Source organism: Marinobacter lacisalsi, assembly GCF_042651045.1.
In the GTDB taxonomy this organism is placed as follows: Bacteria; Pseudomonadota; Gammaproteobacteria; order Pseudomonadales; family Oleiphilaceae; genus Marinobacter; species Marinobacter lacisalsi.
Genome location: NZ_JBHSDI010000064.1, coordinates 63,284 through 87,781, shown reverse-complemented (window position 1 = coordinate 87,781; position 24,498 = coordinate 63,284). Strand labels below are relative to the sequence as shown.

Here is a 24,498-nt window from a genome sequence, read left to right as displayed (position 1 = left end):
ATACATAGTGTGTGTTATGTAACGGTTTCAGGCCAACAACGAAAAGGATTTGCTCTGTTGTGACCAAACGTTTGCTGATTGTTGAAGATGATCCGGGCCTCCAGAGCCAGATGCGCTGGTGTTTCAGTAGCGACCTGGAGGTAGACGTGGCGGCGGACCGGGCGACAGCCCTGGCGAGTCTCCGCCGCAACGAGCCCCAGGTAGTCACCCTGGACCTGGGACTGCCACCGGATCCGGGCGGCGCCTCCGAAGGCTTTGCCCTGCTGGACGATATCCTCCGCCTTTCGCCCATGGTCAAGGTCATTGTGGTTACCGGCCGGGAAGACAAGGAAAACGCGGTCAAGGCCATCGGTATGGGCGCCTCCGACTTCTACCAGAAGCCCCTCGACCCGGACATCCTGACGTTTGTGGTCAACCGCGCTTTCCGCCTGGCCGAACTGGAGCGGGAAAATCAGGAACTGGCCAGCCGCCAGAACGGCACCAACATCAAGGGCATTATTGCCGCGAGCCCGGAAATGCTGTCAGTCTGCCGTACCCTGGAGAAGGTGGCACCCACTGATGTCACTACCCTGATCACCGGCGAAACCGGTACCGGCAAGGAATTGCTGGCCCGCGCCCTGCACGACCTGAGTCACCGCTCGAACCAACCTTTTGCCGCCATCAATTGCGCCGCCATCCCCGAAAACCTGCTGGAAAGCGAACTGTTCGGGTATGAAAAAGGTGCCTTCACCGGTGCAACTCAGAGCAAGAAAGGCAAGATCGAGAGTGCCAACGGCGGTACCCTGTTCCTGGACGAAATTGGCGACATGCCCATGTCCCTCCAGGCCAAGCTACTGCGATTCCTGCAGGAACGTTCCGTTGACCGGGTGGGCGGTATCAAGCCGGTCGAAGTGGACGTACGGGTGGTATGCGCCACCCACCGTGATACCCGCCGCCTGATCGACGCGGGCGAGTTCCGTGAAGACCTGTATTACCGGATCAGTGAAATCACACTGGACGTACCCGCCCTCCGTGAGCGCCGGGGTGATCCGCTGCTTGTTGCCCGCTCTTTGCTGCAGAGTCTGGCCCGGCAGATGGACCGCCCCGCTCTCTCCTTCAGTGATGATGCGGTACGCGCCATCAATGGCTACAACTGGCCCGGCAATGTGCGCGAGATGATCAACAAGGTCAAACGTGCCACCATTATGGCGGAAGGCAAGCGCATCACCGCCGCCGACCTTGAGTTGAGCGGCGATGGCGAAACCGGTGAGAACCAGCTGAACCTCCGTCAGGTGCGGGAGGCGGCCGAGCGTAATGCCATCACCCAGGCCCTCAAGACCACCGGTTTCAACATGGCACAGGCATCCCGACTGCTTGGCGTCACCCGCCCCACCCTTTACAACCTGACGGACAAGTATCGCATCGATACATCGGCGGAACCCGTCCAGGTCTGACGCCCCTCCGGCCCGGATTCATCAGATCACGAACAGATCCATGAACTCCGGAACCGGCGTGATTTCCAGTTCATGCTGGTCGGCGCACAGCCCGTCAATACGCTGGCAGGTCTGGCCGGGAAACCGGGTTGCCAGGTTGCTGCGGAACTTGTCTTCCAGCAGGGGGATACCCTCCTCCCGGCGCCGGCGATGGCCTATGGGGTACTCGACCGCCACCTTGTCGGTACTGCTACCATCCCTGAAGAACACCTGAATGGCGTTGGCAATGGACCGCTTGTCCGGCTCCAGGTATTCCCTGGTGTACCGTTCGTCCTCGATGACGGTGATGCGGTCACGGATCCGGTCAATGATCGGGTGTGCCTCATGGAAGCCGTCCTCGTAGTGATCGGCGTTCAATGCCCCGAAAATCAGCGGCACCGCCGCCATATACTGCAGGCAATGGTCCCGGTCTGCGGCGTTGGCCAGTTTGCCCTGTTTCGAGATGATGCGGATAGCCGATTCGTGGGTGGTGATTTCGATACGGTCGATGTCGTCCAGCCGGTCCTTTACCTGAGGGTGCAGCGTTACCGCCGCCTCTGCCGCAGTCTGGGCGTGGAATTCCGCCGGGAAGGAAATCTTGAACAGGATGTTCTCCATCACGTAGCTGCCAAAAGGCTGCGAAACGGAAAACCGCCGCTGCGATTCCGGCTTGATGGCCTGGTCCCGGTTGGTCTTGCTGAACAGTACGTCGTAGAACCCCCACTGCGGGGCGGTCAGGGCCCCCGGGATGCCCATTTCCCCCCGCATCGCAATATCGGCCAGTCGCACGGCCCGGGAAGTGGCGTCCCCCGCCGCCCACGATTTACGGGAGCCGGCATTGGGTGCGTGGCGGTAGGTACGCAAGGCCTGCCCATCGACCCAGGCATGGGACAGGGCTGACAGCATCTGATCACGGTCGGCGCCCATCAGCCAGGCGGTCACCGCGGTCGAGGCCACCTTGACCAGCACAACGTGGTCGAGCCCCACGCGGTTGAAGGAGTTCTCCAGGGCCAGCACACCCTGGATCTCATGGGCTTTGATCATCCCCTCAAGCACGGTTTTCATGGTCAGCGGAGAATAGCCGCGGGCTACGCGTTGCCGCGACAGGTGATCAGCCACAGCGAGGATGCCGCCGAGATTGTCCGACGGATGCCCCCACTCCGCCGCCAGCCAGGTATCGTTGTAGTCCAGCCAGCGGACGATGCAGCCAATGTCCCACGCCGCCTTGACCGGGTCCAGCTCGAAAGACGTGCCGGGAACCCGTGCGCCGTCGGGCACAACCGTGCCCTGCACCAGTGGCCCCAGGTGCTTGGTGCATTCCGGGTACCTGAGCGCCAGCAGGCCACAGCCGAGGGTGTCCATCAGGCAGTGACGGGCTGTGGCCCAGGCCTCTTCACTGTCGATGGTTGTGTCGAGGACGTAGTCCGCGATCTGTTTGAGCAGGTCGTCGTAATCCGGGCGTTCGTTCAGGTCTGCGTTGGCCGTCATGGTTGCTCCTCGGTGTTGGTGTTCCACCAGGATAGTGTAGTACCAAGCCAGTGTGCCCCGGAAAGGAATGCTGAGGTGACCTGCAACCGGTCAGTTGCTGGCCAGCCGGTAACGCTCGTGGAGGATGCCGACCCGTTTTACGTAGGCCTGTGTTTCGGCATAGGGTGGAATGCCGCCATGGCGCCGGACGGCGCCCGGGCCGGCATTATAGGCGGCGGTAGCCAGTTTGATGTCGCCATTGTGGAGTGAAAGCATCCTGGACAGGTAGGTCACCCCACCGCGAATATTCTGCTCGGCGTCCAGGGCGTTACCGATGCCCACTTCGCGGGCGGTTGCCGGCATTAACTGCATCAGGCCCTGCGCTCCCTTGGACGACACCGCCTGCGGATTAAAGGCACTTTCCGCATGGATAACCGCCTGCACCAGCGCCGGATCAACATCATACTCCCGGGCGGTTTTCTCAATGGCGTCCTCATACCGGCCCACAAACAGGGGCGTCCTGTGCCAGTTCACCTTCGAGTCTGGACTGCAGGCGTAGCATTCAAACCGGATGACGTCGTAACGGGCGCCCGCCGGACGGGCTTCGCTGAACGTTACCACCCCGTTTTCGTCCGTATACTTATAGACGGTTTCGCTACGGGTACTGGCACGGGCGGATTTGCCCGACGAGGTATTGGTGAACTCCACCCGCCCGTCATCATGAACAATACGACGGACCGAATCTGCTGCTGCCGCTGAACACAGCATGACCAGGCAAAGGCAGGTAATGGCATGGGAGGTCAGGGATTTAACAGCAACTCGCATTGGCACCTCAGGGAAACATTCGGGCCCCATCACGATGACTGTGATATGGCCAGGATATTAACGAAAGTATAGCGAAATCACACGACTGAAACAGGAACCTGCCAGCATTTCCGCGAGTCAGATCACTGAATCGCCGGTGCTTTTCTTCCCGGCCTTACTCCCCTACCGCAGGAACGGGTCATTGGCTTGGTCGACCGGGTCACACCGGTATAAAACAGCTCACAATTTCAGACTGTTAAGAGGATATAACGTGACCGCGGGGTGACGTCGGGGCAAGGTTTCAACTCCAACGGAACTGGATTCGAGGCCCGAAACGTGAACATGCCTATTTCCGTAACACCCGCCCCCAGGGGCGCCGGCTATGGCGAACAACTGTGGCTCCGCCTTAGTGAGGTTGCCTCCAATAACGCGCTGATTGTCTGTCGCCTGCAGGGTGAAGTTGATCCGCACCGATTGGCGGAAGCCCTGCATCTGACCGCTGCCGCACATCCCATGCTCAGGGCCCGTGTCAATTACCGGGGCCGGAAGCCGGAGTTCGTATTCAGCCCCCTGCCCGCCATGCCCTGGCGTGTTGTCAACCGCCTGTCAGAGCAACACTGGGACTCACTGGTACGGGAGGAACTGGAGGACGCAATCTCACCGGACGATGCGGCGCTCTGGCGCGTCACGCTGGTGCATGGCTACGACCGCTCGGAACTGATCATTACCTGCAATCACGCCATCACCGATGCCCTGTCATTGCAGATGATTCTCGACCAGGTACTCAAACTCTGTTCCGGTGAGGAGTCCAGGCCAACGATCCGGCCGATGTGCCATACCTATGAACACTTTCTGGCCAGCTCGGGGCGCCTCAGGATCCTCGCCAAGGGGTTGTCGTCCATGGCCCGTCAGGCCCTCAGGCCGGCACCACCCTCCTTTCGAACGCCGGTCAACCCCGCCTATCAGGCCGGAGACCGCCTCACCACGGGGTTCCAGCTGATGGAAGTGGACCCCCACCGCAGCCGGGAAATAATCGACGCCGCCCGCGAGCACAAACAAAGCCTTCATGGTGTGATAGCCGCCATCAGCCTGCTGGCGGCCAGACAGGCGCTGAAGGATCGTGACCAGGGACCACGCAGCATGTCCCTGGGGACGGCCGTGAACGCCCGCAGCAAGCTGACCCGGGCCTTCGACCAGGATGTCGGCTATTTCGTCAGTGGTGTGGAATCCCGGCTTTCCGTCTGCCCGGACACCGAATTCTGGGAACTGGCAGACAGGGCGAACCGCGACGTGCAGTCGCGGTACACAGCAGACAACCTGGCATTCGGCATATGGCTAAAGCGTATCGCCCTTAAACTACGGCCCAGGCCGGACAGCCTCGTGGGTTCTGCGGCCCGGATCGCGCGAACCAACCTCCACCTGACCAATCTGGGCCGGCTCATGGTCAAGCCAACCTATGGCCGGATCGTCGTTAAATCCGCCTGCGTCATCCCATCGGCTCATTTCCTCCCCATCCCGGTGGTGTGTCTGGAGACCCACTATTTCGATGGCAAGCTCCATTTCGGTTTTGTCTACCCACAACCCATTACCGACCCGGAATTCATACGCGCGCTTTGTGCCGGCGTTGAATACCAGATCAACCGCATGGTTGCTCAGCCGCCGGGCGCGCACCCCCAGAGCAGAGGCATCCGGGTAACGAAAACCAAAGGACCACGTTATGCACGACCGGAACTCCACTCCTGAGGGCTTGGTCCGTGAGGACAGCCACGACTTCGTGACCACCTACACCCCCGCGGGTGATAACAGCATCAGCACGCTGCATCAGGTATTCAACGATCACCGTGACTATTTCCGGCGGCAGATCGCCGAACGGGGTGTGTTGCTGTTCAGGGGCTTCCAGCCCCACAATCACCAGCAATTCCATGAGCTGGTAACCGGTGGGCTGGGCCTTGAGGTGTGGAATGGCTTCAACCTGAAAAAAACCCCGGGCGTGATCACCAGCTGGTTGCGGAAGTACAGCGAGGGCCTGGTGGGCGGCGGCGACTACCGCCGTTACCTGGACCGGGATACGGTGCGCCTGGGACCGGTAGAGTCGTCAATTCAGGGGCCTCATACCGAAGGTGGTGTGCGCTCGGAACGTTCCCGTTACATTGCCCTCTGCTGTCTGGAACCCGCACCTCACCTTGCCGAAACGGGCATGGCGGACCTGCATCAGGTCTATCGTGATCTGCCCGGGGACCTTAGAGCCCGTTTCGACACCGCCTGGAACCGTTTCAGCTATCGCTCGGCCCGCAGACTGAACCCCTTCGACCGGCTGATACTCCGGTTAAGTCCGTTCCAGGTCACAGAACGCCCGGACGGCCTGGCGGATATGGCCCTGCCTCCCTGTCCCGCTGCCTGCGCGGTACCGGAGACCGGCAAGGTCTGTATTCAACCCTGGGCATTCGCCCGAAACACCAACCGCCAGGTACGGGACGCCGCCCGAAACATATTCAAGGGCCGTGGCGGCATCGGCCTGGACTCTACCGCCGAAGGCATGGAACTCACCTGGGACCTTTGCGACGATCAGGGCAACCCGGTCGCCTGGACCGAGGAAGAGCAACGAGTGGTATTCGAGGCCATATTTCGCGGGGCGTTGCTGATGGCCTGGCAGAAAGGGGACATCGCCCTGGTGGACAACGTGCGTATCGGACACTGGCGAATGAACGGCGAACAGGGTAACCGCAAACTGGTGCAGATCCAGGCAACCGCCTTCAATGCCGAGCCTTTCCATCCGGCACGCCTGCATCAGGGAAGTGAGGCCAGCACCGAGCTCGCCGGGGCCTGAAGCGGACAGACCGCAACCATATTGCCGGGACGCGCGCAAAAAACCCCGCCGATGATCCAGCCATGGCGGGGTTCTCCACTACCAGATTCAGACCTGCTGTCAGGGCAGACTGTGATCCTTCAGGAAGTCCCAGCTTTGCTGGGCGTCCCAGGCACTGTGGCTACCAAAGCGCGACGTGCACAGCACCACCTCGGTGCCTCCGTCACAATCGCTGTAGGCTTCACAACCATTACCGATGCTCTGCGGCCTACCGCTGCAGTTGTTCAGTTCACCCCACTTCTCGAAGGAGCCTTCCGCCCCCAGGAAGTGAATCGGGTCAAGTCGATAGGAGGTGGGCGGCGTGGATTCGCCACCGTCGTAAGGCACTATAAAGTCCAGCTGCCCCCTGTCGGCGAAGACCGACACCGGCCGCTGTGGTTCGCACTGCAGCTCTTCGATCATGTCGAAAGCCGCCGGGGCAACCGCCGCGAACTGGTCTGCCGCATCGCAGGCCAGCTTGTAGGACATGCCGCCGCCATTGGAGTAGCCGGTGGCATAGACCCGCTTTTCATCCACACAGGCCTGGCCACTGATCTCGTCCACCACGGCGCGGGCAAAAGCCACATCGTCCACCTGACGGGACTCGGTACAACAGGGGCCGATGTTCCAGGCGTTATCAATACCCTGGGGATAGGCCACAATGAAGCCCTCATTGTCAGCGACGTCGGCAGTGCCACTGTTTTCACTCTGGTAGTCCGCCCCGGAACTCAGCGCATGGAAGTCCAGCAACAGGGGGACATCGTTCTCACCGGTATAGCGAGGGGGAACATGAAGGATATACTCGCGGCGACGACCATCCACGGTGATCGAACGCGTGGTGGTACCCGGCGACAACTGGTTGGCATCACAGGCTGCACCCGGGTCCGGATCAGGTGTCGGCTCATTTCCGCCACCACTGCCGATGGCGAATGCTGCCAGGGGGCCTGTCATCAGTACCGACAGAGTAAAGGCTCTTGTTCTGTTCATTTTCAAAGCTCCGTTTCATCCAACGTCCATAAAGGATTGGCCGGACTACCACCTCAGCCAGTGAAGGGAACATTCGGGCTGAATGTTCATTCCGCACCCTAGTTCGGCAACCTCAGGGGGGGCAATGGGTAAGACATGAAGTTTCTTAAAATTGTGATAGCCCTTGACTTCGGGAAGACCTGACAAGCAGGGTCTGTGGCATTGCAACCGTTGAGGTGACCCGGGACACTAGTCTGCAGGGGAGCTGATGCCCACGGCACCGGGCCACTTATGCAGGCCTCGCACACGAACCGGATTGGGGTGAGTCTATGTTGACCTTCGAGGAACGTATTCGGGCCATCGTTGCGGACAGGGAGCACGGGTCATCCACCCTGCTGCAGTGGACCCTCGATGCCCTTGGCGACAAGGACGGCACCTCGCCCACCCGGGCGCAACAGCGCTGGGCGCTCCATGAACTGAAAGGCATTGACCACTCGATGGTGGTGGTTCATCACCTGCTGGACACCCTCGGAACCGAGCCAGGAAACGACCTCCCCGAACGGGTCAGGGCCTATGCCCGCCAGTGGTCCGACATCCCCGCCCGGGTGGCCCGGCAACTGCTGTCAGTGCGCGACTGGAGCAATGCCCGGGTATTGCTTCACAGCCACAGCGGCATGTTGCTTTCAGCCGTTGAGCACATGCACCACTCAGCGCCGGGTATAGTTTTCTGGCAAACCCGCTCACTTCCCGGAGGGGAAGGCGTTACCCAGTACCGTCGACTTCTGGACCGGGGAATTGACTGTGAGCTGGTGGACGATGCAGACGTTGCTGATCTGGCGCCGTCGCTTGAGGCCGCCTGGCTGGGTGTAGACCAGTTTGACTCGCGGTGCTTTGTCAACAAGGTCGGTAGCAAACGGATTGGTGAGGCGATGACAAATGCGGGTAAGCCACTGTTTGCCCTGGGTGATTCACGTAAGCGGGTGCAGCAGGTGCGCTACTCGACGGAACTGTTCGAAGCTGTTCCCCTCAGCAAAGGGATTTACCTGGTTACCGAAAGCGGAGCCTGTCCTTCGGTACCTGGCACAGACGAATTTTTCGTAACATCACAAACACCGCCAATTTGAACCATACTCACGTCATCAGTGGCTCAATTCGCCCACCCACCCATGATGTGGAGGATGCAATGGAAAAGATCTGGATTCTGGTTGCCGATAGCGCCCATGCGAGAATTCTGGCCACCACTGCCCGTACGGCCATGCCCACCGAAGTGACCCGACTGGAACACCCCGAGAGCAGGCTGAAGGAAAGCGAACTGGTGTCCGACCAGCCCGGTCGGTCCCGGGAGACCCGGGCACAGGGGCATGCAATGGAAGAAGCAAGCGCGACCGCGCACGAAGAGGCGGCCTTTGCTGGCGAGATCATTCACACACTGGACAAGGCCCGGCAGGAAGGACGCTTCAACAGCCTGATTCTGGTTGCCAGCCCCCATTTTCTGGGAGTGCTACGTCAGAAACTGAACGGGCCACTGGAAAAAGCGGTCATCCAGAGCGTCGACAAGAACCTGGTGAATGAGAGTGAAAGCGTCATCCACCAGAACATCTTCAACTGACCCCGGTCTTTCAGGCCCTGCCGCCCGGCAGGGCCCTGTTCCGGAACTTACAGCAGGACCACGTGGCCCTTCGCCGGGTCCACCTTGCCTTCCACCAGTGAATGGATCAGTGAGCGGGCTTCTTCCAGCCCCTTATGCTCCTCAATCCGCATCCAGGGCGAATCCGGCTGCTGCACGCGGTCAATGAACGCCAGCTGGGCCTCATTGAACCGGCGCGTTACCTCAGCCGGGCCCCAGTCTGCATTTCGCTTGCGGATCTGATCGGGAGCGAAATAACGCTTTGGCGCCGGCCCCGGCAGATTCCACTCGGCTTCGCTGATATGCTCGTGATTGTGGGCAGAGCCGGCATAGCAGTTGTGAACCAGCGAGTCGACCAGGTGATGGTGAAGGCTGGCACGCAGCTTGTCATTACCGGAAAAGTCCACATAGAGGGTCGGCACTGACGGATCAAGGTCGGTCACGTTGTCATATCCGATGACCCGGTCGTAACAGCCCAGGCTTTCCACAAACGCGGCATTGGACGACGACGTCAGGGCGACTACCTCGAGATCATCCCGCTCCTGCAGGCAGAAAACCGTGCCATACGCGGTCTTGCTGGACGCACTGGAGATCACCACACGTTTCGCACCAAAGAACTGGTTGTCCTCGAGGTAATCCGCCAGCATGAACGACGTGATGAACAGCGGCCGCAACAGCATCTGGTAGTTCTCATTCTCCGCACGATAAGCCGCGTCGGTTTCCACCCGCTGGTACTGATTGTAGGCTGAAACCAGGTCCAGGCGATGCTCGCTGCCATCATAGAAGCCCCGCTGGGTAACCCGCACCGGCTCAACCACAACATGGGTGGCGATCGGCCAGAAGCCGTAGAAACGCTCACCTGGCTCCAGACCCTCAACGGTGGATTCCACGACCTCGGCGAAACCCCAGGCCGGCATCTGCCCCCAGCCCTGCTCCGCTACCGGGTAGTAATCCCAGTAACGCAGGTGGGGCGTGTGCCCGAAGGCGGCATAAGTGATATTGTTGGTGGTCACCGCCAGACGGTCGATGCGCATCAATGCCTGACCGTCGGCCAGCGATGAAACCTGCTCTTCAATCAGTTTTGAAGAGCCCAGTGACTGCTGGTCTGTCACCAGCCGGGTGATGTCCGTCATAGGCCTGATCCTTGAATGGGGTTATTATAGCGAGCTGTTCGACTGGCAAATTTCCGCCAGATCGGCGTCGCCCCGTTACAGATCAATTGTATCCATAGTGCCAGCGTCCGTGGTTCGGAAAGCCCATGACCAGATCCTCACCACCCGCAAGTGCCCGTACCAAGCCGCTGAAGCGCCCCCGGCAGGCCAGGGCAAGATTCACTGTTCAGGCTATTTACGACGCCTATGTTCGGATTTGGCAACGGGACGGATGGGACCAGCTGACCACCCGCAAGGTGGCGTTGGAAACCGGTATCGCCGTGGGCACCCTGTACGAGTACTTTCCCAGCAAGGAAGCCCTGCACTCAGGCTATGTGCGCCACTGTATCGAGCAGATGCTCCGACTGATCGAGGAGCGGGTCATTGCACCGGCAGAACTCACCTGGCAGCAACGTGTCCGGGGACTGATACGGCACCTGGCCGGACTGGAATCCGATCGCACCTGGTTTTCTCCGGACATGATGCGACTGGAACCTGTTGTCGCCGACCTTCGCCACCAGAAACGAGCCTACGACGAGCTGCTGGGTGTCTGGCAACGTTTAGTCGCGGCCTGCCCTGACCTGTCCCCCACGCCATCACCGGAGACCATAGAGGCACTCCACCTGGCGATCTGGGGCGGACGCCGGTACGCCCTTCAGGTAAACCTCGATACATCACGCATCGAATCCTGGGCCGAGCAAATGGAACGCCTGTGTGTGCTGGCCATGGAACCCACCCGAAACAACTGATTTACATTTGAGATACCACTTTTTATTGACTGGACATGAACTTTCTGCAACCTTCTCTCACTCATTAACCAAGGAGGTTTGCTGTAATGAGTAATGAAGTCACCACCCCATCCAAGTCCAGTAATAAGGGAATAATTGCCGCCGTTGCTGTTGTCGTGATACTGGCCATCCTGTATTTCGTGGTTACCGGCGTGGTCAATTCCAAAGTAGAAGCAAAAGTGGTCGAGGCCATTGAGACCATTGAACAGGAAAGTGATGGGGATGCCATCATTACTTATGGCAGTGTCAATTCGTCGCCATTCTCCAACTCCGCCACCCTCAGTGGTGTTCAGGTCAGCAGCAAAGAGGAAGGCGATATCTTCAAGGCTGACAGCATTACAGTAGTCATGGACGGCTATTCCGAGAATGAACGCCTCCCGGACACGTTCAGCATTGCCGTTGAGAACCTGCTGATTCTCAACGAGGAAGTGCTGGCGGAAATGTCTACCTTTGCGGACATCGACTACCGTGAACACCCGATGGACTTTGAGTTCGGCTATGACTTCAGCGATAGCAACAACAAGCTGGCCACAAACCTGAACTGGTCCACCGAGGGGCTCAGCAACTTCTCTCATGAACTGACCGTATCGGAAGTAGCCGGCAGCTGGGAGGCGATCCAGACTGCTTACCAGGAAAACCAGGGCAACACCGAATTCTCACCGGCACAGCGCCGCGCCCTGGAGAGCGAACTTCAGAATGTGCACTTCAACAGCACCATGGCCCGCTACGAGAACGATGGCGAAGTCGAGCTGATCCTTGACGCCATCGCCCGCAACAACGGTGTCTCCGCCGACGATCTCAAGGCCCAGATTCTGGCCGGTATTGATCAGCAGCTTGGTGACTCCGACGTCGCCAGTGAAATTCGGGCGTTTATCGACAACCCTGAACAGCTTTCGGTGTCCATTGAGCCCGAAGAACCACTCAGCGTTGAAGAGCTGACCCAGGTCAGCATGATGCTGATGATGGGCGCCACCGCCGAGGCCACCAAGACCCTTGGTCTGACGGTAGACGCCAACTAAGGAACCGATGCCCCGGTGCTCGCCCGTAGCGCCGGGGTTTCCACCTCCCGACCTTCCGCCCCTTTTTTCGACAGGTTTTCCCTTTATTTCCAATCCGTTGTCGGGAGAACTTCATGTTCTCTGCAACTCCAGACCTGCCGGTGTCTCAATGCCCTGAATCGCGCCGTTCACATTGTCTGTGGCGGGACTTTTTGTTCTGGTACTTCTGGTTCACTATAGAGTGACATTCATGGATCAGGACACATCGCTATGCCAATGATCGGCTGGTTATTCCTTTTATTATCGCTGGCCCTGGTTGTAGGCGGCCTGCTGATGCTGAAAGACTCGGCCAACATGCCCATTTCCCGTGAGAAAATGGCGAGGATCAAGAAGCGCAAGGCGGAAGTGGAAGCCGAGGAAGAACAGGAAAAAGAGAAAGAGAAATGGTAGCCGAAGGGACTCAACCCTTCACGTGTCTAGCCCGCTGACGCCTCCGCCTTGCTACGCCGCACCTCAGCCAGCGCGTCCTGCGAGATCAGCCCGTGCTCGGCCGCATGCTCGGCCAGTACCCGGTTGTCATCGCTCAGCACCAGTTCGCAGCCACCCTCTCCCGCTTCCTCAGCCAGTCTCGCAATGGCTTCGGAACGTTCGGGATCAGCGCTCACATCGCGTATGTAGATAGCGAGGATCCGGCCGGGATACCCCCGCAGAATACGGCTGTACACCTCCGGGTCATGCTGCCCCGAATCCCCCACCAGCACGAACTTCATCGGGTGATACAGATCCAGCACATGGCGGATGGCATCCAGCTTGTGGTCCCGGGCCCGGCGCGGCAACAGGCTGCCCCGCTTCATGCCCCACTCCCGCAGGATCAGGATGGGCCCGTTGGGAATACGGTGCATGCGGAACATTTCCACCAGCACCTGATAGATACTCCAGGGACCGCGGGACACGTAGATCAGCGGGTTAGACTGACTGCCCTCAGGGCCCTCATGGAAACCCTGGTAGAGCTCTGGTACGCCCTCGAAGATCACCCGGCTGTCCGCCCCCTGGGCGAATAGCCGCCACATCATCTTGAGGGTATTGGCCACCCCGGTGTAGACCACGGTGTCGTCGATGTCACTGATGACGCCATAGCTTGCGGTATGAGGCGGGGTAAAGAACTCACCGGTGGTGGTGGCCCGTTCGTCGGTGGGCTGGTCCAGCGACAGCTCCACCGAGTGCCAGGCCACGTCCGAGGGCATCTCGCCGAGGCTCATGTCGACCCGGAAGAAACCATGCCGATCGGTCTCGACAACCGCTGTGGTGCCCTTGTAACGAACCCGCACCCGGGCACCCACTATTGGTTTGCGCAGCAGACGCCGCATCAGATCCAACAGGTCACGGCGCAGCCAGTCCTCCTGCAGCGAAGCACCGAAGCCGGGCTGACGGAATACCCGCCCCATCAGGAACACCCGGTCGCGGGAACCATAACCCCGGTATGCCTGGATGAACAGCCCGCCGCGGCCGCTGTCGCCCTTGACCGGTGCCGCCAGTATATGGAGCCCCCGGCGCAGGGACACCAGGTAACGACGGAACCGTTTGCGATCAGGCATTCATTCCTCCACGGCGGTTTCACGGATATCCCGGCCCTGCCCGGGGCCAACGGGTTTCCGTCATTGTAACCTGAAGGTAGCCATCGCCTCGACAGAGCCAGGATTTCACCTCCTATTCAAGGGCCCCCTCCAGACCCATGTCAGCGGCAGCACCACTCTCCGGGCCGATGTGCATGAAGGTATCGTTGGTTGTGGTATAGGCCGGCCAGTTCAGACTGCCGGTACCGGGGTCGCCGCTTTTGGCAAAGTTGGTCCAGAAGGTCATGGTCAGATCGGTGATTGCCAGGTCATCGGCCCCGTACTGCATGGAGGTAAAGATATCCGCTGTGTCACCCTCCGTTCCTGACACTCCGTTGCCATTGAGATCACCGATCGCCGGGGTTTCTCCCTCCGGGGTCTGTACCAGGTTGAACAGATAGTTCTGCACCATACCGGCTGGGTAGTTGAATACGTAGGGCAACTCACAGCCGTGGCAACTGTTCAGGCCCAGGGCATCCCAACCATCCGGCACCCGGCTGAACACATACACAAACTGTTCAGACTGGTAACCAGGCGAACGCTGATCAAGCCACACCGGCAAGGCCGCACGCAGGGTGTCATAGTCGCCGTTGGTGGCACCCGCCATCAGGGGCACGTCGCTGGGCATGCCGTCCTGCACATTCTGGTAATAGGTGTTGGTCTGATAGTGGAAATCCACGTTTGGCCGGTAAGTCTGTCGGGGTATGTTGTTATCCAGGTCCGCCTGGGTGATCTCGGTCCAGGATAATGCCCGCGCCTCCTCCAGGGTGGAGACTCCCAGGCGCTCGAATAGTGCTGTACCCACGGCTTCCGAGGCCGCCAGGGAGTCTTCCGGTGCGCTCTCCGGATCCAGGGGCGCGAAGCCACTCTGCACGATGGCCTTATGGAAAAGCCCGGTTGCCTGAGGCGAGTTCATCAGGGAGTAGGCTTTACCGCCACCACCGGACTGCCCGAAGAGGGTGACATTATCAGGATCACCACCGAAGGCCTCGATGTTGTCCTGGACCCACTGCAGCGCCAGGACCAGATCCATCTGGCCATAGTTGCCGGAGCCGTTATAACCGCTTTCCTCGGTCAGCAACGGGTGGGCAATGTAGCCGAACGGGCCCAGCCGGTGGTTGACCGTCACCAGTACCACCCCCTTGGTGGTCAGGCTGTCCGGGTTGTTGTACTGCCGGGAGTTGGCGGAGAGGATCGAGAAGGAACCGCCATGGAACCAGACCATCACCGGCAGATCGTCAGCGTCCTTCGGGGTGGTAATGTTCAGGTAGAGGGAGTCCTCGCTCATTCCTCCCTCATTGGCCGACTCCAGGGTGGGATTCTGGGCTGACTGGTCAGCCCAGGATACTGCCATCCGTACCCCATCCCAGGGCTCAGCGGGCTCTGGCGGACGCCAGCGCAGGTCTCCGACCGGTGGTTTCCCGTAAGGCACTCCCAGAAACTGCCAGGTGTCCTCATTGGCCTCGAAACCCTGCAGGTCGCCCCCGGTGGTCGCCACTGTCATACCAGCACTGCGGCTGCGTTCGAAGTGCTGCTTTGCATCGGCGGCTTCCCGGGCCTGGCGCGGACGGGGATCCAGGTCAGTGAAGGCTCCCGATTCCTCCAGCGCGGTCAGAACAGTGTCCAGGCTGCCCCTGAAATCCTCCGGCGCCTGATTGAAGTTGATGGTCATGGCTTCCGCCGAGACCTGGTCGCGAATCCCGTCGCTAATCTGGATTCCGTTGTTCAGATCACCATCGGCATCCAGGGACTGCAACAGGATCAGCCGGTTGGTCACCGCCGGGTCATCAACGGTATCCGCGCCGTCGCTGATGGACAGGGGCGTGACCACCTCTGCGCCCTCTGCGGCGCCCAGCTCCAGGTCACCAATGGCAAAAGTGATGGTCTCCCCTTCCCGGTAGCGGAACTCACCGCGTTCGTTGGTGCGACCGGCAGAGCTATCCGAACCGGTGTAGTCGAGCCCCGCAACGGGGCTGTCGACAAAGGTGCCTGTACGGGTATCGTCCGACGATCTACTGTCATCATCGTCGCCACAACCGCTCAGCAACAGGGCCGCGGGCGATACCGCGGCCAGCATCATTACCGTGCGCCAGGTTTTTCTGTTTTGTCGATTCTTCATGATTCTCTCCATGGCAGTGTGGGTCCTATTCCTCGGTCAGTGCGTCTGCAAGGCCGCTCTTCACTTGGGCTTCAGCGCCAATCTCCACGTAGGACTGGGTCGCCGCGTCGTACTCGGGATAGTCAACATCGCCCTCAATATCCGGATTGCCGGTTTTGGCGAAGTTGGTCCAGATGGTGAGCATGCGGTCGATCACCTGCTCATCGGTCTCATCAAAACCCGCAGAGGCAAAGATGTCCGCCGGGTCCCCGGCCGAACCGGACACGCCGTTGCCATTGAGATCACCGATTTCCAGAGACTCACCGGTAGCCGGGTCAATAACCAGGCCCAGCTGGTAATGGGTGATCACGCTGCGGGGCATGTTGAACACGTAGGCCAGATCAGCAGCGTGGTAGGCTTCCACGCCCCGGGCTTTCCAGCCGGCGGGTTGGTGGCTGAACAGGGTGGCATACATGGGTTCACTGTTGAGCGGCGCCATCCACGGGAAGACATCGATCACCGTTTCAGTCGGGTCCGGCGTGTCGTTGGTGTTGATCAGGAACATGAACGGCACATCGTTCTGGTTGCCACTTTCGAAACTGACCCTTTCGGTATGGGGCAGATAGAAGTTGTCCACGTTGGTATAGGGCACCAGCGAGGCCGAAGCCGCTACTACCTCGGTCCAGCTGGCATCGCGCATCTGGGCCAGTGAAGAGGCGCCCAGCCCGGACTGCAGCTGCTCGCCAATGGCTTCCGCGGAATCGAGGCTGCGGGTGTCCGGGTACAGTGTGCCGCTCTGGCTGATGGCCTTGTGGAACAGGCCTTCGGCTTCCGGAGACGCCATCAGCGAAAGTACTTTGCGCCCGCCACCGGACTCACCGAAGATGGTCACATTGCCCGGATCGCCACCAAACGCCTCGATGTTGTCACGGACCCATTCCAGGGCCGCGATCAGGTCCATCTGGCCGTAATTGCCGGAGCCTCCGTAGCCGCTTTCGGCACTCAGGTCCGGATGGGCGATGTAGCCGAAGGGACCCAGACGGTGGTTCACCGATACCTGAACCACGCCCTTTGTTACCAGCGCCTCGGGATTATTGAACGGTATGGTATTGCCGGTCAGGGAGGTAAAGCCCCCACCATGGAACCACACCATCACCGGCAGCTTGTCAGCGCCCTTGGGGGTAGTAACGTTCAGATAGAGGGAGTCTTCGCTCATGCCCCCTTCCCCGAAGCGCTGCAAAGCCGGGTTCTGGGCAGACTGGTCGCTCCAGGACACCGCTTCACGCACGCCTTGCCAGGATTCCGGCGGCTGCGGCGGACGCCAGCGCAGTTCTCCCACCGGCGGCTGGGCGTAGGGAATGCCCAGGAACTGCCAGGTGTCCGGGTCGGCCTCAAAGCCGCGCAATTCGCCGGTGGTGGTTGCCACCACGTGGCGCGAGCTGGTGGCGCGGCGGAAGTGCTCCGCAGCATCACCGGCAGAGACCACCGCCCTGGGCCGTGGGTCGCTGTCGGTAAACGCCTCATCTTCCTCCAGTGCTGTCAGAACCGGCGCCAGCGCAGCGCTGAAGTCCTCCGGGGTCTGATCGACGTCCAGACTGTCGGAGCTGGCTGACACCCGGGCGCGGATGGCGTCCGTCAACTGAATGCCGTTGTTCAGGTCGCCATCGGCATCCAGGGTCTGCAGGAGCACCAGCCGGTTAGTGACACCAGGGTCTGTGGCATCAACAGCACCGCTGGTGATATCCACCGGAGTCACCACATCGGCACCAGTTGCAGCCCCCAGGATGAGGTCGCCAATGGAGAAAGTGATGGTCTCTCCTTCCCGATAACGGAACTGGCCGTTGTCGTCTGTCATGGCTGCAGATGTCTGCTCCCCGGCATAGTCCAGACCCGCCACGGGGCTATCCACAAAGGTACCGGTGCGGGTGTCGGATGAGTCCGACGAGGAGGAGTCATCGTCCCCACAGCCGCTGAGGGTCAATAACCAGGGTGTGATCGCGACCGCGAGCAGTGCACGGCGGCACAGATCCCGGTCAGGGATGGGATTGTTCATGCAGATATCCTTTATTGTTGTATTCGTCGCTCTTCCTGAATACCGCCGGACCCGCCTGATGCGCGGACCTGACGTACTGCATTCACATTGACACGGTGTTGGCGCAAACGCTTTCGGGTCTATCACCTCCGTTGTTATGTCTTTTTTGTGAGTCGAAATGACTATAGGTCTCACATCGCGAAAGCGCAAAGTCGGGAGGGGAACCGGACAGCGACCCCCGGGCAGAAAAGATAACGCCTGATTGGCACGAAGCCATTCAGAGGTGCTAGCTTGAATGAGCAGGCTGACCGGAATTTCCGAGCGTTAGTGCCTGATCGCCATCCGCTGCGAGATAAGGAGATCACCATCAACCAACGCACACCGCCGACCCCATACCGGGATGCACTCAAACTCTATGCACGGTTCGGCTATGCCTCTCGCGGCATTGTCTATCTGCTGGTTGGCGGTCTGGCAACCCTGGCTGTACTCGACCAGGGCGGAGAGACCACCGACAGCAAAGGCGCCCTGCAGAGACTGCTACTGGCCCCTGCCGGGGACATTCTGCTGGTCATTATCGCCGTCGGACTGGTGGGACACTCGCTCTGGCGATGCCTGCAGGCCATACTCGACGCGGACGCCCACGGTATCGGACCCAAGGGCCTGGTTATCCGTAGCGGGCTGCTGGCAAGTGCGGTTACTCACACATTGCTGGCCATTTTTGCCCTCAGCCTGGTGTTCACCCTGGGCCAGTCCGGCGGTGGTGGCGGCCAGGGCCTGGCCAGCTGGCTGATGAAGCAGCCCTTCGGGCAATGGCTGGTCGGCATAGCCGGCGTCATGTTCATCGGTGCCGGCATCGCCCATATCGTCAAGGCGGTGAAAGGCGGTTTCGACCGTCATCTCGACATGGCCGAGCGCACCAAGCGCTGGGCCTATCCTATTTGTCGTTTCGGTTTGTCGACACGCGGCGTGGTGTTTCTGATCGTGGGAGGCCTGTTTATCCTGGCTGCCTGGCATTCGGCGCCGGATCGGGCAGGCGGTATGTCAGAAGTGTTCTCCCTGCTGAGTCACCAGATTTTCGGCCGCTGGCTTCTCGGGATCATGGCGACGGGCCTGTTTGCTTTCGGGTTGTACAGCCTGTTGCTGTCGGCCTATCGCCGAATTGACCCGAATCCAAAGGACTGACAGACGATGGCCTTCCAGTCTGAACGGGCCCGGCGCTGGTTTTACCGCATCAGCAGATCCCGGCACATGCTCTGGCTGCTGGGACTGCTCTCGTTCCTGGAGACCATTATCGTGCCGGTTCCCATTGAAGTGGTGCTGATTCCACTGATGGCCGCCAACAGATCCCGAATCTGGACACTTGCCACCGTCGTCACCGTGGGCTGCCTGCTTGCCTCACTGCTGGGCTACGGCGTGGGTATGGTGTTGTACCAGTCAGTCGGCACCTGGTTTATCGAGACCATGGGTATGCAACAGGGCTATGAGGCCTTCCAGTCGTTTTTCGATCAGTACGGGTTTGTGGCGATCCTTGCGCTGGGTATCGTACCTGTGCCCTTCCAGATTGCCATGATTACGGCGGGCCTGTCCGGGTACCCGATTTACCTGTTTGTCTTCGCCGCACTGATCGCCCGGGGCATCCGCTACTACGGGCTGGCCTGGCTGGTGTACCATTTTGGCGACCGCGCCCAGCAGCTGTGGCAAAAACACGCCGTACTCACCAGCCTCGCGGCCGCTGCCATTGTCATTGGCGTCTCGCTCGGTATGCAGGCACTGGCCAATGCGTTGCTTTGATCCTTCGCACAGGGTCTCATGGTGTTTTCAGGCAGCCGTTCCGCCACTTGCAGCGTCAAATTCTTCCACGCCATACCGTCCGAACTGCAGCGTCGTGGACCAGTAGTCACCGGGCAACCCTGCTTTTCGTTTGAGGTGGCGGACAAACTCCCCGGGGTCGGGCAGTTGCTCCCAGACGCTGGGCAGAAAGGTGGCGCGCCGCCCTCCCTCAACCAGAACCAGGCCATCTTCTCCCGGACGAAGCCGGTCCAGCAGTTCGGCTTCGGAACCGACAGACAGTGGCCTTGGTGGCTCCAGTACGGAGATATGGAGCTGCAGCAACGGGTATTCCGCCGCTGTCACCGGGGCAAACCTGGGATCCCGGAACGCGGCGGCGAACGCATTGGCCGCACAATCTTCCGCCAGCGGGCGCAGAGCTTCGAGGCTTCCGATGCAGCCCCGTAGCTGCCCCTGCAGCCTGAGCGTGACAAACGTTGTGCCGGGGCTGGCAAGATGTGGCGTCACGTTCTGGAGCTCCACCTGCAGCGGAGTGCCGGTCACCAGGCCTTCGCCTATGGATGCATCCGCCAGCCCCAGCAGCTGGCTGCGTTCAATTCCGGACAACATGGTCAGGCCGAATCCCCGGTCAGGACATAGGCACCATACCCGACTACCCGGTCCCGGGAGCCGGCGGTATCACCGGAATTACACAGATCCAGCGTGGTCATGCCAAGGCCTCTTTGTTTCGCCAGGTACAGCAGCCCATTCACCGGGTTACGACCGCAGGCGTCGTCATGCTGGATATGCTGGTAGTCGAGGGTCTCGATGTGATGGCTGGTGCGAGTATCCCGCTTCCTGGCATCCTCATAGGGATGGTAGTGGCTCAGGTCTGAGCTGATGACGATCAGCGTTTCCGCACCACCCCAGAGCGTCTCGAGCACTTCAGCCACCAACTCTGGTCTGGTTTCACCCACCACCAGCGGTACCAGCGTGAAGTCATCGAACAGACTCTGCAGGAAAGGCAGATGAACTTCCAGGCTGTGTTCCAGCCGGTGGGCCTCATCCAGGTAACTCACCTGTGGCAGATGTTCCAGGCCGCGAATGGCCGGCTGGTCCACTGGCACATTGCCCAGTGGGCTTTCAAACAGTTCCGCAGTGGGCGCGGCGATGCCCCGCAGGGGCACCCGGTGCGACGGGCCCAGCAGGACCACCCGGCGAATGCGATGCCTCAATGGCGCCAGACGCGCATAGGCCCTGGCCGCCACAGCGCCGGAGAACGGATAGCCGGCATGGGGCACAATGATGGCCTTGGGTGGCGGCCCGTCAGCCTGCGCCGAGTTCAGAAACCCGTCCACCATGGTTTTCAGTTGACCCGGGTCGTCAGGGTAGAACAACCCGGCAACCGCGGTATGACGTATGGAAGCAGACATGGTTGGCACCTCCCGCCTGCGGCTTTCCGGTCCTTTGTCTCTGGTGTTTTTGACACCAGCCCAGACCAACACTATAGATGATAGCTGAGTACTCGGTAACCGGGTTTCAAGGAGGTCAGACCATGGCTGACATTCCCATCCAGCAGGGGCTCTCCGTAGGCTACTGGCATTTTCTTGAAGACGGACGGATCCAGTGCGACCTGTGCCCAAGGTACTGCAAGCTGCACGAAGGCCAGCGCGGGCTGTGCTTTGTCCGGGGGCGCCTGAACGACACCGTTGTCCTCACCACCTACGGCCGGTCATCCGGTTACTGCATAGACCCCATCGAGAAGAAACCCCTTAACCATTTCCTGCCCGGTACACCGGTACTTTCCTTCGGCACGGCCGGGTGCAACCTGGCGTGCAAGTTCTGCCAGAACTGGGACATCAGCAAATCACGCGAGACCGATGAACTGGCCGACCAGGCCAGCCCGGAGGCCATCGCCCGGGCCGCTGTCGCCAACGGATGCAAGAGTGTCGCTTTTACCTACAATGATCCCGTGATTTTTCACGAGTACGCTATCGACGTGGCTCAGGCCTGTCATGAGGTGGGCGTCCATGCTGTCGCTGTTACCGCAGGCTATGTGACCGCCGAACCACGGGCCGAATTCTATCGCCACATGGATGCCGCCAATGTCGACCTGAAGGCATTCACTGACCGGTTCTATCACCGCATCACCGGCGCCCACCTGGACCCGGTCCTGGAAACCCTGGAGTACATCCGGCATGAAACGGACACCTGGCTGGAGCTCACCACCTTACTGATACCGGAGCAGAACGATTCCGACGAGGAACTCCACCGCATGACCCGCTGGGTGGCAGAGCACCTGGGCCCGGATGTGCCCATGCACTTCACCGCCTTCCACCCGGACTGGAAAATGATGGACTCGCCACCCACGGAACCGGCCATTCTCGGCCGGGCCCGCCGCATCGCCCTGGAGAACGGCGTTCGCTATGCCTATACCGGCAATGTGCACGACCATGGCGGCTCCAGCACCTATTGCCACCACTGCGGTGAAATCCTCATCGGGCGTGACTGGTATGTGCTGGACGACTGGAACCTGAGCGACGACGGTCATTGCCTGAACTGCGGTACCCGCTGTGCCGGTGTGTTCGACGGTCCGCCCGGGAACTGGGGCGCCCGACGGCAACTGGTGCGGTTACGGGACTATATCTGACACCGAATCCCGCGCTGTGTCGTCTTCCCGGATATCGGTCAGCTGACGGTCACTGACCAACCGGCTTCAGGGCCCTTTTATTTGTCCTGATCATCCCAACAGTCACAGCCACGGCATCAGCCAGAGACCCATTCGCTTCCAGTAAACAGGGGCGTAAGACCGATGCAGAAAACCATCACCAGCCTGTCGTCACTGATCCTCAGTATTATCCTGCTCATCATGGGCAACGCCTTCCTGATGACCCTCCTCGGCCTGCGCCTCAGTATCGAGGATTTCAGCGCCAGTGTTATCGGCTGGATCCTGGCGTTCTATTCCATCGGCTTCGTAGCCGGTACCCTCTACGCCGGGCGCATTATCGAAAAAGTCGGCCACATCCGGGCATTTGCCGTGTTCGCCGCAGTGCTTGCGGCGTCCATTCTGGTCTATCCCATGGCGGTGGAGTCCTGGTTGTGGGGCTTTCTGCGAGCGGCGGGCGGCTTCATGATGGCCGGCCTGATGATCGTGATGGAGAGCTGGTTCAGCAGCAAGGCCGACAACCGCAACCGGGCCAGCCTGTTTGCCATCTACCAGATTATCTTTTTCCTCTCCACGGCTGGCGGCCAGGTGCTGATCCGGTTGGCAGACCCGGCTGGCTTTATTCCCTTTTCACTGGCGACCATCCTGGTGGTGCTGGCGCTGACGCCGCTGTCGATGACCCGGCGCGAATCCCCTACCATCACCCAGGGAGACCGCCTGTCACTGCGCAAACTCTATGACAAATCCCCCACCGGTACGCTGGGGGCGCTTATCGCCGGGTTATTGATAAGCGCTTTCTATGCCATGGGGCCGGTCTATGCGAACCGCATTGGCCTGGACCTTGACCAGCTTTCCAACTTCATGGCGTCGGCCATCGTCGCGGCCATGTTGCTGGCCTGGCCCATTGGCCGCCTGTGCGACCATTTCGACCGTTATCGGGTCATGCTGGTGGCCGCCGTGGTGGCCGCTGCCTGCAGCCTGATCGCTGCGTTTATCGGTCAGGTCAACATGATCGTGCTGGTCTTCTTCGTTGGCCTCTACATGGGCATCAGCGCGGCGATCTACCCCATCGCCGTTGCCATTACCAACGACCTGATGGAAAGCCACCAGGTTACAGCGGCCAGTACCGCACTGCTGCTGAGTTATGGGCTGGGCAGCATCATCGGGCCACTGGTGAGCGCCCTGTTCATGGATCTCCTGGGGCCGAAGGGCCTGTTTATCAGCAACGCGCTGATGCTTGGGGGGCTGATCCTGTTCATGGTGGCCGGCCCGCAACGCCGCCACCCGTCCGTGGAAGAGCAGGAGCATTACTACCCCACCATGCCGGAAGCTGCCCTGGGCGTTGCGGAGCTGGATCCGCGGAATACGGAATTTGAAGAAAGCACCGACGACACCGCAGGGGAAAACGATGCCCATAGCGATGATGAAAAGCCCCGGCAACAGGAATAGCCGGGACCCCAGGCACCTGAAGTTCGGGACGAAAGCCCGCACCGACGTAGCCGGCTCGGGCGTTACTGACTGGCCGGCGTCGGCCGCACCAGGATCTCGTTGACGTCCACATGGGCGGGTTGCGCCAACGCATAGGTGACAGCGCGGGCAATGTCCTCGGGCGCCAGTGCATTATCCGGGCGCTGGTCGAAGAAAGGCGTGTCCACCATGCCCGGTTCGATCAGGGTCACCCGAATGCCACTGCCCCGGATCTCTTCACGCACACCATATCCGATCGCAGACACCGCCCATTTGCTGGCGCTGTACATGGATCCGGGGATGGTTGCGCGCCCGGCGGCGGAACCGGTAATCAGTATGTGACCACGGGACTCCTTCAGTGCCGGCATACACACCTGAAGGGTGATACCCACCCCTAGGATATTGGTGAGAATCATGTCCTTCCAGACCTCCGGGTCGGCCCCCGAAAAACCACCGGGCTCGCCACCGCGACCAGCATTGGCAAACACCGCGTCGATGCGGCCAAACGCTGCCAAGGCCCTGTCCACCATGGCTTTCTGGTCAGCCACCGACTGCACGTCGCAGGTGGTTATGACAACCCGTTCTTCACCACCCAGCGCCTGCTGCAAGGCCTGTAGCTTGTCGTCCGAACGTGCCGCCAGTACCAGTCGATAACCGTCAGCGGCGGCTGCCCGGGCGGTTTCCGCACCGATACCGGAAGATGCGCCGGTAATCAGTAGTACCGGATCATTGGATTGGCCCATGGGACCTCCTCATTCA

General features: G+C 60.3%; 22 protein-coding genes. 12 read left to right on the top strand and 10 right to left on the bottom strand.

Annotation, left to right across the window (positions count from 1 at the left end; all coding sequences use genetic code 11):
• Nucleotides 1-59: 59 nt before the first annotated feature.
• Nucleotides 60-1,433, top strand: a complete 1,374-nt coding sequence (gene prsR, locus ACFOZ5_RS19400) for a PEP-CTERM-box response regulator transcription factor (RefSeq protein ID WP_379890498.1) — start codon at nucleotides 60-62, stop codon at nucleotides 1,431-1,433.
• A 21-nt stretch (nucleotides 1,434-1,454) separates the two neighbouring features.
• On the opposite strand, the gene ACFOZ5_RS19395 is transcribed toward prsR, so the two are convergent.
• Complete coding sequence (locus ACFOZ5_RS19395; protein WP_379890496.1) at nucleotides 1,455-2,939, bottom strand: bifunctional 2-methylcitrate dehydratase/aconitate hydratase; 1,485 nt, start codon at nucleotides 2,937-2,939, stop codon at nucleotides 1,455-1,457.
• A gap of 90 nt (nucleotides 2,940-3,029) precedes the next feature.
• Nucleotides 3,030-3,743 (bottom strand): transglycosylase SLT domain-containing protein, encoded by a 714-nt coding sequence (locus tag ACFOZ5_RS19390; RefSeq protein ID WP_379890493.1) that lies wholly within the window; start codon nucleotides 3,741-3,743, stop codon nucleotides 3,030-3,032.
• A gap of 321 nt (nucleotides 3,744-4,064) precedes the next feature.
• On the opposite strand from ACFOZ5_RS19390, the gene ACFOZ5_RS19385 reads away from it, so the two are divergent.
• Nucleotides 4,065-5,465 carry a condensation domain-containing protein gene (locus ACFOZ5_RS19385; protein WP_379890490.1) on the top strand — a complete coding sequence of 467 codons (1,401 nt, stop codon included), beginning with the start codon at nucleotides 4,065-4,067 and terminating at the stop codon, nucleotides 5,463-5,465.
• Complete coding sequence (locus ACFOZ5_RS19380; RefSeq protein ID WP_379890488.1) at nucleotides 5,440-6,549, top strand: TauD/TfdA family dioxygenase; 1,110 nt, start codon at nucleotides 5,440-5,442, stop codon at nucleotides 6,547-6,549. Before ACFOZ5_RS19385 ends, ACFOZ5_RS19380 begins: the two co-directional genes overlap by 26 nt.
• A 99-nt stretch (nucleotides 6,550-6,648) precedes the next feature.
• Here the strand turns inward: ACFOZ5_RS19380 and ACFOZ5_RS19375 are convergent, their stop codons facing one another.
• The gene (locus ACFOZ5_RS19375) at nucleotides 6,649-7,554 is read right to left on the bottom strand and encodes an alpha/beta hydrolase family esterase (RefSeq protein WP_379890486.1); all 906 of its coding nucleotides are present in this window, start codon (nucleotides 7,552-7,554) and stop codon (nucleotides 6,649-6,651) included.
• 308 nt (nucleotides 7,555-7,862) lie between these two features.
• Here ACFOZ5_RS19375 and ACFOZ5_RS19370 point away from each other — a divergent pair, with 308 nt between their 5' ends.
• Both ACFOZ5_RS19370 and ACFOZ5_RS19365 read left to right on the top strand, forming a co-directional pair.
• A complete protein-coding gene (locus tag ACFOZ5_RS19370) occupies nucleotides 7,863-8,657 on the top strand; it encodes a hypothetical protein (RefSeq protein ID WP_379890484.1) in 795 nt (264 codons plus the stop codon).
• Between the two features lie 59 nt (nucleotides 8,658-8,716).
• A complete protein-coding gene (locus tag ACFOZ5_RS19365) occupies nucleotides 8,717-9,142 on the top strand; it encodes a host attachment protein (protein WP_379890482.1) in 426 nt (141 codons plus the stop codon).
• A gap of 47 nt (nucleotides 9,143-9,189) precedes the next feature.
• Here the strand turns inward: ACFOZ5_RS19365 and ACFOZ5_RS19360 are convergent, their stop codons facing one another.
• Nucleotides 9,190-10,293: a DUF2855 family protein gene (locus tag ACFOZ5_RS19360; protein ID WP_379890480.1), complete on the bottom strand. Its 1,104-nt coding sequence runs from the start codon at nucleotides 10,291-10,293 to the stop codon at nucleotides 9,190-9,192.
• A gap of 125 nt (nucleotides 10,294-10,418) precedes the next feature.
• On the opposite strand from ACFOZ5_RS19360, the gene ACFOZ5_RS19355 reads away from it, so the two are divergent.
• The 3 genes from ACFOZ5_RS19355 to ACFOZ5_RS19345 all read left to right on the top strand — a co-directional run bounded on the left by ACFOZ5_RS19355 (nucleotide 10,419) and on the right by ACFOZ5_RS19345 (nucleotide 12,547).
• Nucleotides 10,419-11,060 (top strand): TetR/AcrR family transcriptional regulator, encoded by a 642-nt coding sequence (locus ACFOZ5_RS19355; protein WP_379890478.1) that lies wholly within the window; start codon nucleotides 10,419-10,421, stop codon nucleotides 11,058-11,060.
• A gap of 86 nt (nucleotides 11,061-11,146) precedes the next feature.
• Nucleotides 11,147-12,118 carry a hypothetical protein gene (locus tag ACFOZ5_RS19350; RefSeq protein ID WP_379890476.1) on the top strand — a complete coding sequence of 324 codons (972 nt, stop codon included), beginning with the start codon at nucleotides 11,147-11,149 and terminating at the stop codon, nucleotides 12,116-12,118.
• Between the two features lie 249 nt (nucleotides 12,119-12,367).
• Complete coding sequence (locus ACFOZ5_RS19345; RefSeq protein WP_379890474.1) at nucleotides 12,368-12,547, top strand: DUF2897 family protein; 180 nt, start codon at nucleotides 12,368-12,370, stop codon at nucleotides 12,545-12,547.
• A 26-nt stretch (nucleotides 12,548-12,573) separates the two neighbouring features.
• Here ACFOZ5_RS19345 and ACFOZ5_RS19340 read toward each other — a convergent pair whose 3' ends face one another.
• From ACFOZ5_RS19340 to ACFOZ5_RS19330, 3 genes are all read right to left on the bottom strand, one after another.
• Nucleotides 12,574-13,692: an App1 family protein gene (locus ACFOZ5_RS19340; RefSeq protein WP_379890472.1), complete on the bottom strand. Its 1,119-nt coding sequence runs from the start codon at nucleotides 13,690-13,692 to the stop codon at nucleotides 12,574-12,576.
• A 112-nt stretch (nucleotides 13,693-13,804) separates the two neighbouring features.
• Nucleotides 13,805-15,829, bottom strand: coding sequence for a carboxylesterase/lipase family protein (locus ACFOZ5_RS19335; protein ID WP_379890470.1), 2,025 nt, complete (start codon nucleotides 15,827-15,829; stop codon nucleotides 13,805-13,807).
• Nucleotides 15,830-15,854: 25 nt separating this feature from the next.
• Nucleotides 15,855-17,861: a carboxylesterase/lipase family protein gene (locus ACFOZ5_RS19330; RefSeq protein ID WP_379890468.1), complete on the bottom strand. Its 2,007-nt coding sequence runs from the start codon at nucleotides 17,859-17,861 to the stop codon at nucleotides 15,855-15,857.
• Nucleotides 17,862-18,167: 306 nt separating this feature from the next.
• On the opposite strand from ACFOZ5_RS19330, the gene ACFOZ5_RS19325 reads away from it, so the two are divergent.
• Entirely contained in the window at nucleotides 18,168-19,022 is an 855-nt protein-coding gene (locus ACFOZ5_RS19325) for a DUF1206 domain-containing protein (RefSeq protein ID WP_379890466.1), read from the top strand.
• Between the two features lie 6 nt (nucleotides 19,023-19,028).
• Nucleotides 19,029-19,631, top strand: a complete 603-nt coding sequence (locus tag ACFOZ5_RS19320) for a YqaA family protein (RefSeq protein ID WP_379890464.1) — start codon at nucleotides 19,029-19,031, stop codon at nucleotides 19,629-19,631.
• A gap of 27 nt (nucleotides 19,632-19,658) precedes the next feature.
• On the opposite strand, the gene amrA is transcribed toward ACFOZ5_RS19320, so the two are convergent.
• A complete protein-coding gene (gene amrA / locus ACFOZ5_RS19315; RefSeq protein WP_379890461.1) occupies nucleotides 19,659-20,237 on the bottom strand; it encodes an AmmeMemoRadiSam system protein A in 579 nt (192 codons plus the stop codon).
• Between the two features lie 2 nt (nucleotides 20,238-20,239).
• Complete coding sequence (amrB, locus tag ACFOZ5_RS19310) at nucleotides 20,240-21,040, bottom strand: AmmeMemoRadiSam system protein B (RefSeq protein ID WP_379890459.1); 801 nt, start codon at nucleotides 21,038-21,040, stop codon at nucleotides 20,240-20,242.
• A 122-nt stretch (nucleotides 21,041-21,162) separates the two neighbouring features.
• Here amrB and amrS point away from each other — a divergent pair, with 122 nt between their 5' ends.
• The gene (gene amrS, locus ACFOZ5_RS19305) at nucleotides 21,163-22,257 is read left to right on the top strand and encodes an AmmeMemoRadiSam system radical SAM enzyme (RefSeq protein WP_379890457.1); all 1,095 of its coding nucleotides are present in this window, start codon (nucleotides 21,163-21,165) and stop codon (nucleotides 22,255-22,257) included.
• Between the two features lie 162 nt (nucleotides 22,258-22,419).
• The gene (locus ACFOZ5_RS19300; protein ID WP_379890455.1) at nucleotides 22,420-23,721 is read left to right on the top strand and encodes an MFS transporter; all 1,302 of its coding nucleotides are present in this window, start codon (nucleotides 22,420-22,422) and stop codon (nucleotides 23,719-23,721) included.
• 62 nt (nucleotides 23,722-23,783) lie between these two features.
• Here ACFOZ5_RS19300 and ACFOZ5_RS19295 read toward each other — a convergent pair whose 3' ends face one another.
• A complete protein-coding gene (locus ACFOZ5_RS19295) occupies nucleotides 23,784-24,482 on the bottom strand; it encodes an SDR family oxidoreductase (RefSeq protein ID WP_379890453.1) in 699 nt (232 codons plus the stop codon).
• Nucleotides 24,483-24,498: the final 16 nt, after the last annotated feature.

Coding starts and splice junctions, on each gene's coding strand:
- ACFOZ5_RS19395 (WP_379890496.1), bottom strand. CDS start 2,939: ATGACGGCCAACGCAGACCTGAACGAACGCCCGGATTACGACGACCTG.
- ACFOZ5_RS19390 (WP_379890493.1), bottom strand. CDS start 3,743: ATGCGAGTTGCTGTTAAATCCCTGACCTCCCATGCCATTACCTGCCTT.
- ACFOZ5_RS19385 (WP_379890490.1), top strand. CDS start 4,065: ATGCCTATTTCCGTAACACCCGCCCCCAGGGGCGCCGGCTATGGCGAA.
- ACFOZ5_RS19380 (WP_379890488.1), top strand. CDS start 5,440: ATGCACGACCGGAACTCCACTCCTGAGGGCTTGGTCCGTGAGGACAGC.
- ACFOZ5_RS19375 (WP_379890486.1), bottom strand. CDS start 7,554: ATGAACAGAACAAGAGCCTTTACTCTGTCGGTACTGATGACAGGCCCC.
- ACFOZ5_RS19370 (WP_379890484.1), top strand. CDS start 7,863: ATGTTGACCTTCGAGGAACGTATTCGGGCCATCGTTGCGGACAGGGAG.
- ACFOZ5_RS19365 (WP_379890482.1), top strand. CDS start 8,717: ATGGAAAAGATCTGGATTCTGGTTGCCGATAGCGCCCATGCGAGAATT.
- ACFOZ5_RS19360 (WP_379890480.1), bottom strand. CDS start 10,293: ATGACGGACATCACCCGGCTGGTGACAGACCAGCAGTCACTGGGCTCT.
- ACFOZ5_RS19355 (WP_379890478.1), top strand. CDS start 10,419: ATGACCAGATCCTCACCACCCGCAAGTGCCCGTACCAAGCCGCTGAAG.
- ACFOZ5_RS19350 (WP_379890476.1), top strand. CDS start 11,147: ATGAGTAATGAAGTCACCACCCCATCCAAGTCCAGTAATAAGGGAATA.
- ACFOZ5_RS19345 (WP_379890474.1), top strand. CDS start 12,368: ATGCCAATGATCGGCTGGTTATTCCTTTTATTATCGCTGGCCCTGGTT.
- ACFOZ5_RS19340 (WP_379890472.1), bottom strand. CDS start 13,692: ATGCCTGATCGCAAACGGTTCCGTCGTTACCTGGTGTCCCTGCGCCGG.
- ACFOZ5_RS19335 (WP_379890470.1), bottom strand. CDS start 15,829: ATGAAGAATCGACAAAACAGAAAAACCTGGCGCACGGTAATGATGCTG.
- ACFOZ5_RS19330 (WP_379890468.1), bottom strand. CDS start 17,861: ATGAACAATCCCATCCCTGACCGGGATCTGTGCCGCCGTGCACTGCTC.
- ACFOZ5_RS19320 (WP_379890464.1), top strand. CDS start 19,029: ATGGCCTTCCAGTCTGAACGGGCCCGGCGCTGGTTTTACCGCATCAGC.
- amrA (WP_379890461.1), bottom strand. CDS start 20,237: ATGTTGTCCGGAATTGAACGCAGCCAGCTGCTGGGGCTGGCGGATGCA.
- amrB (WP_379890459.1), bottom strand. CDS start 21,040: ATGTCTGCTTCCATACGTCATACCGCGGTTGCCGGGTTGTTCTACCCT.
- amrS (WP_379890457.1), top strand. CDS start 21,163: ATGGCTGACATTCCCATCCAGCAGGGGCTCTCCGTAGGCTACTGGCAT.
- ACFOZ5_RS19300 (WP_379890455.1), top strand. CDS start 22,420: ATGCAGAAAACCATCACCAGCCTGTCGTCACTGATCCTCAGTATTATC.
- ACFOZ5_RS19295 (WP_379890453.1), bottom strand. CDS start 24,482: ATGGGCCAATCCAATGATCCGGTACTACTGATTACCGGCGCATCTTCC.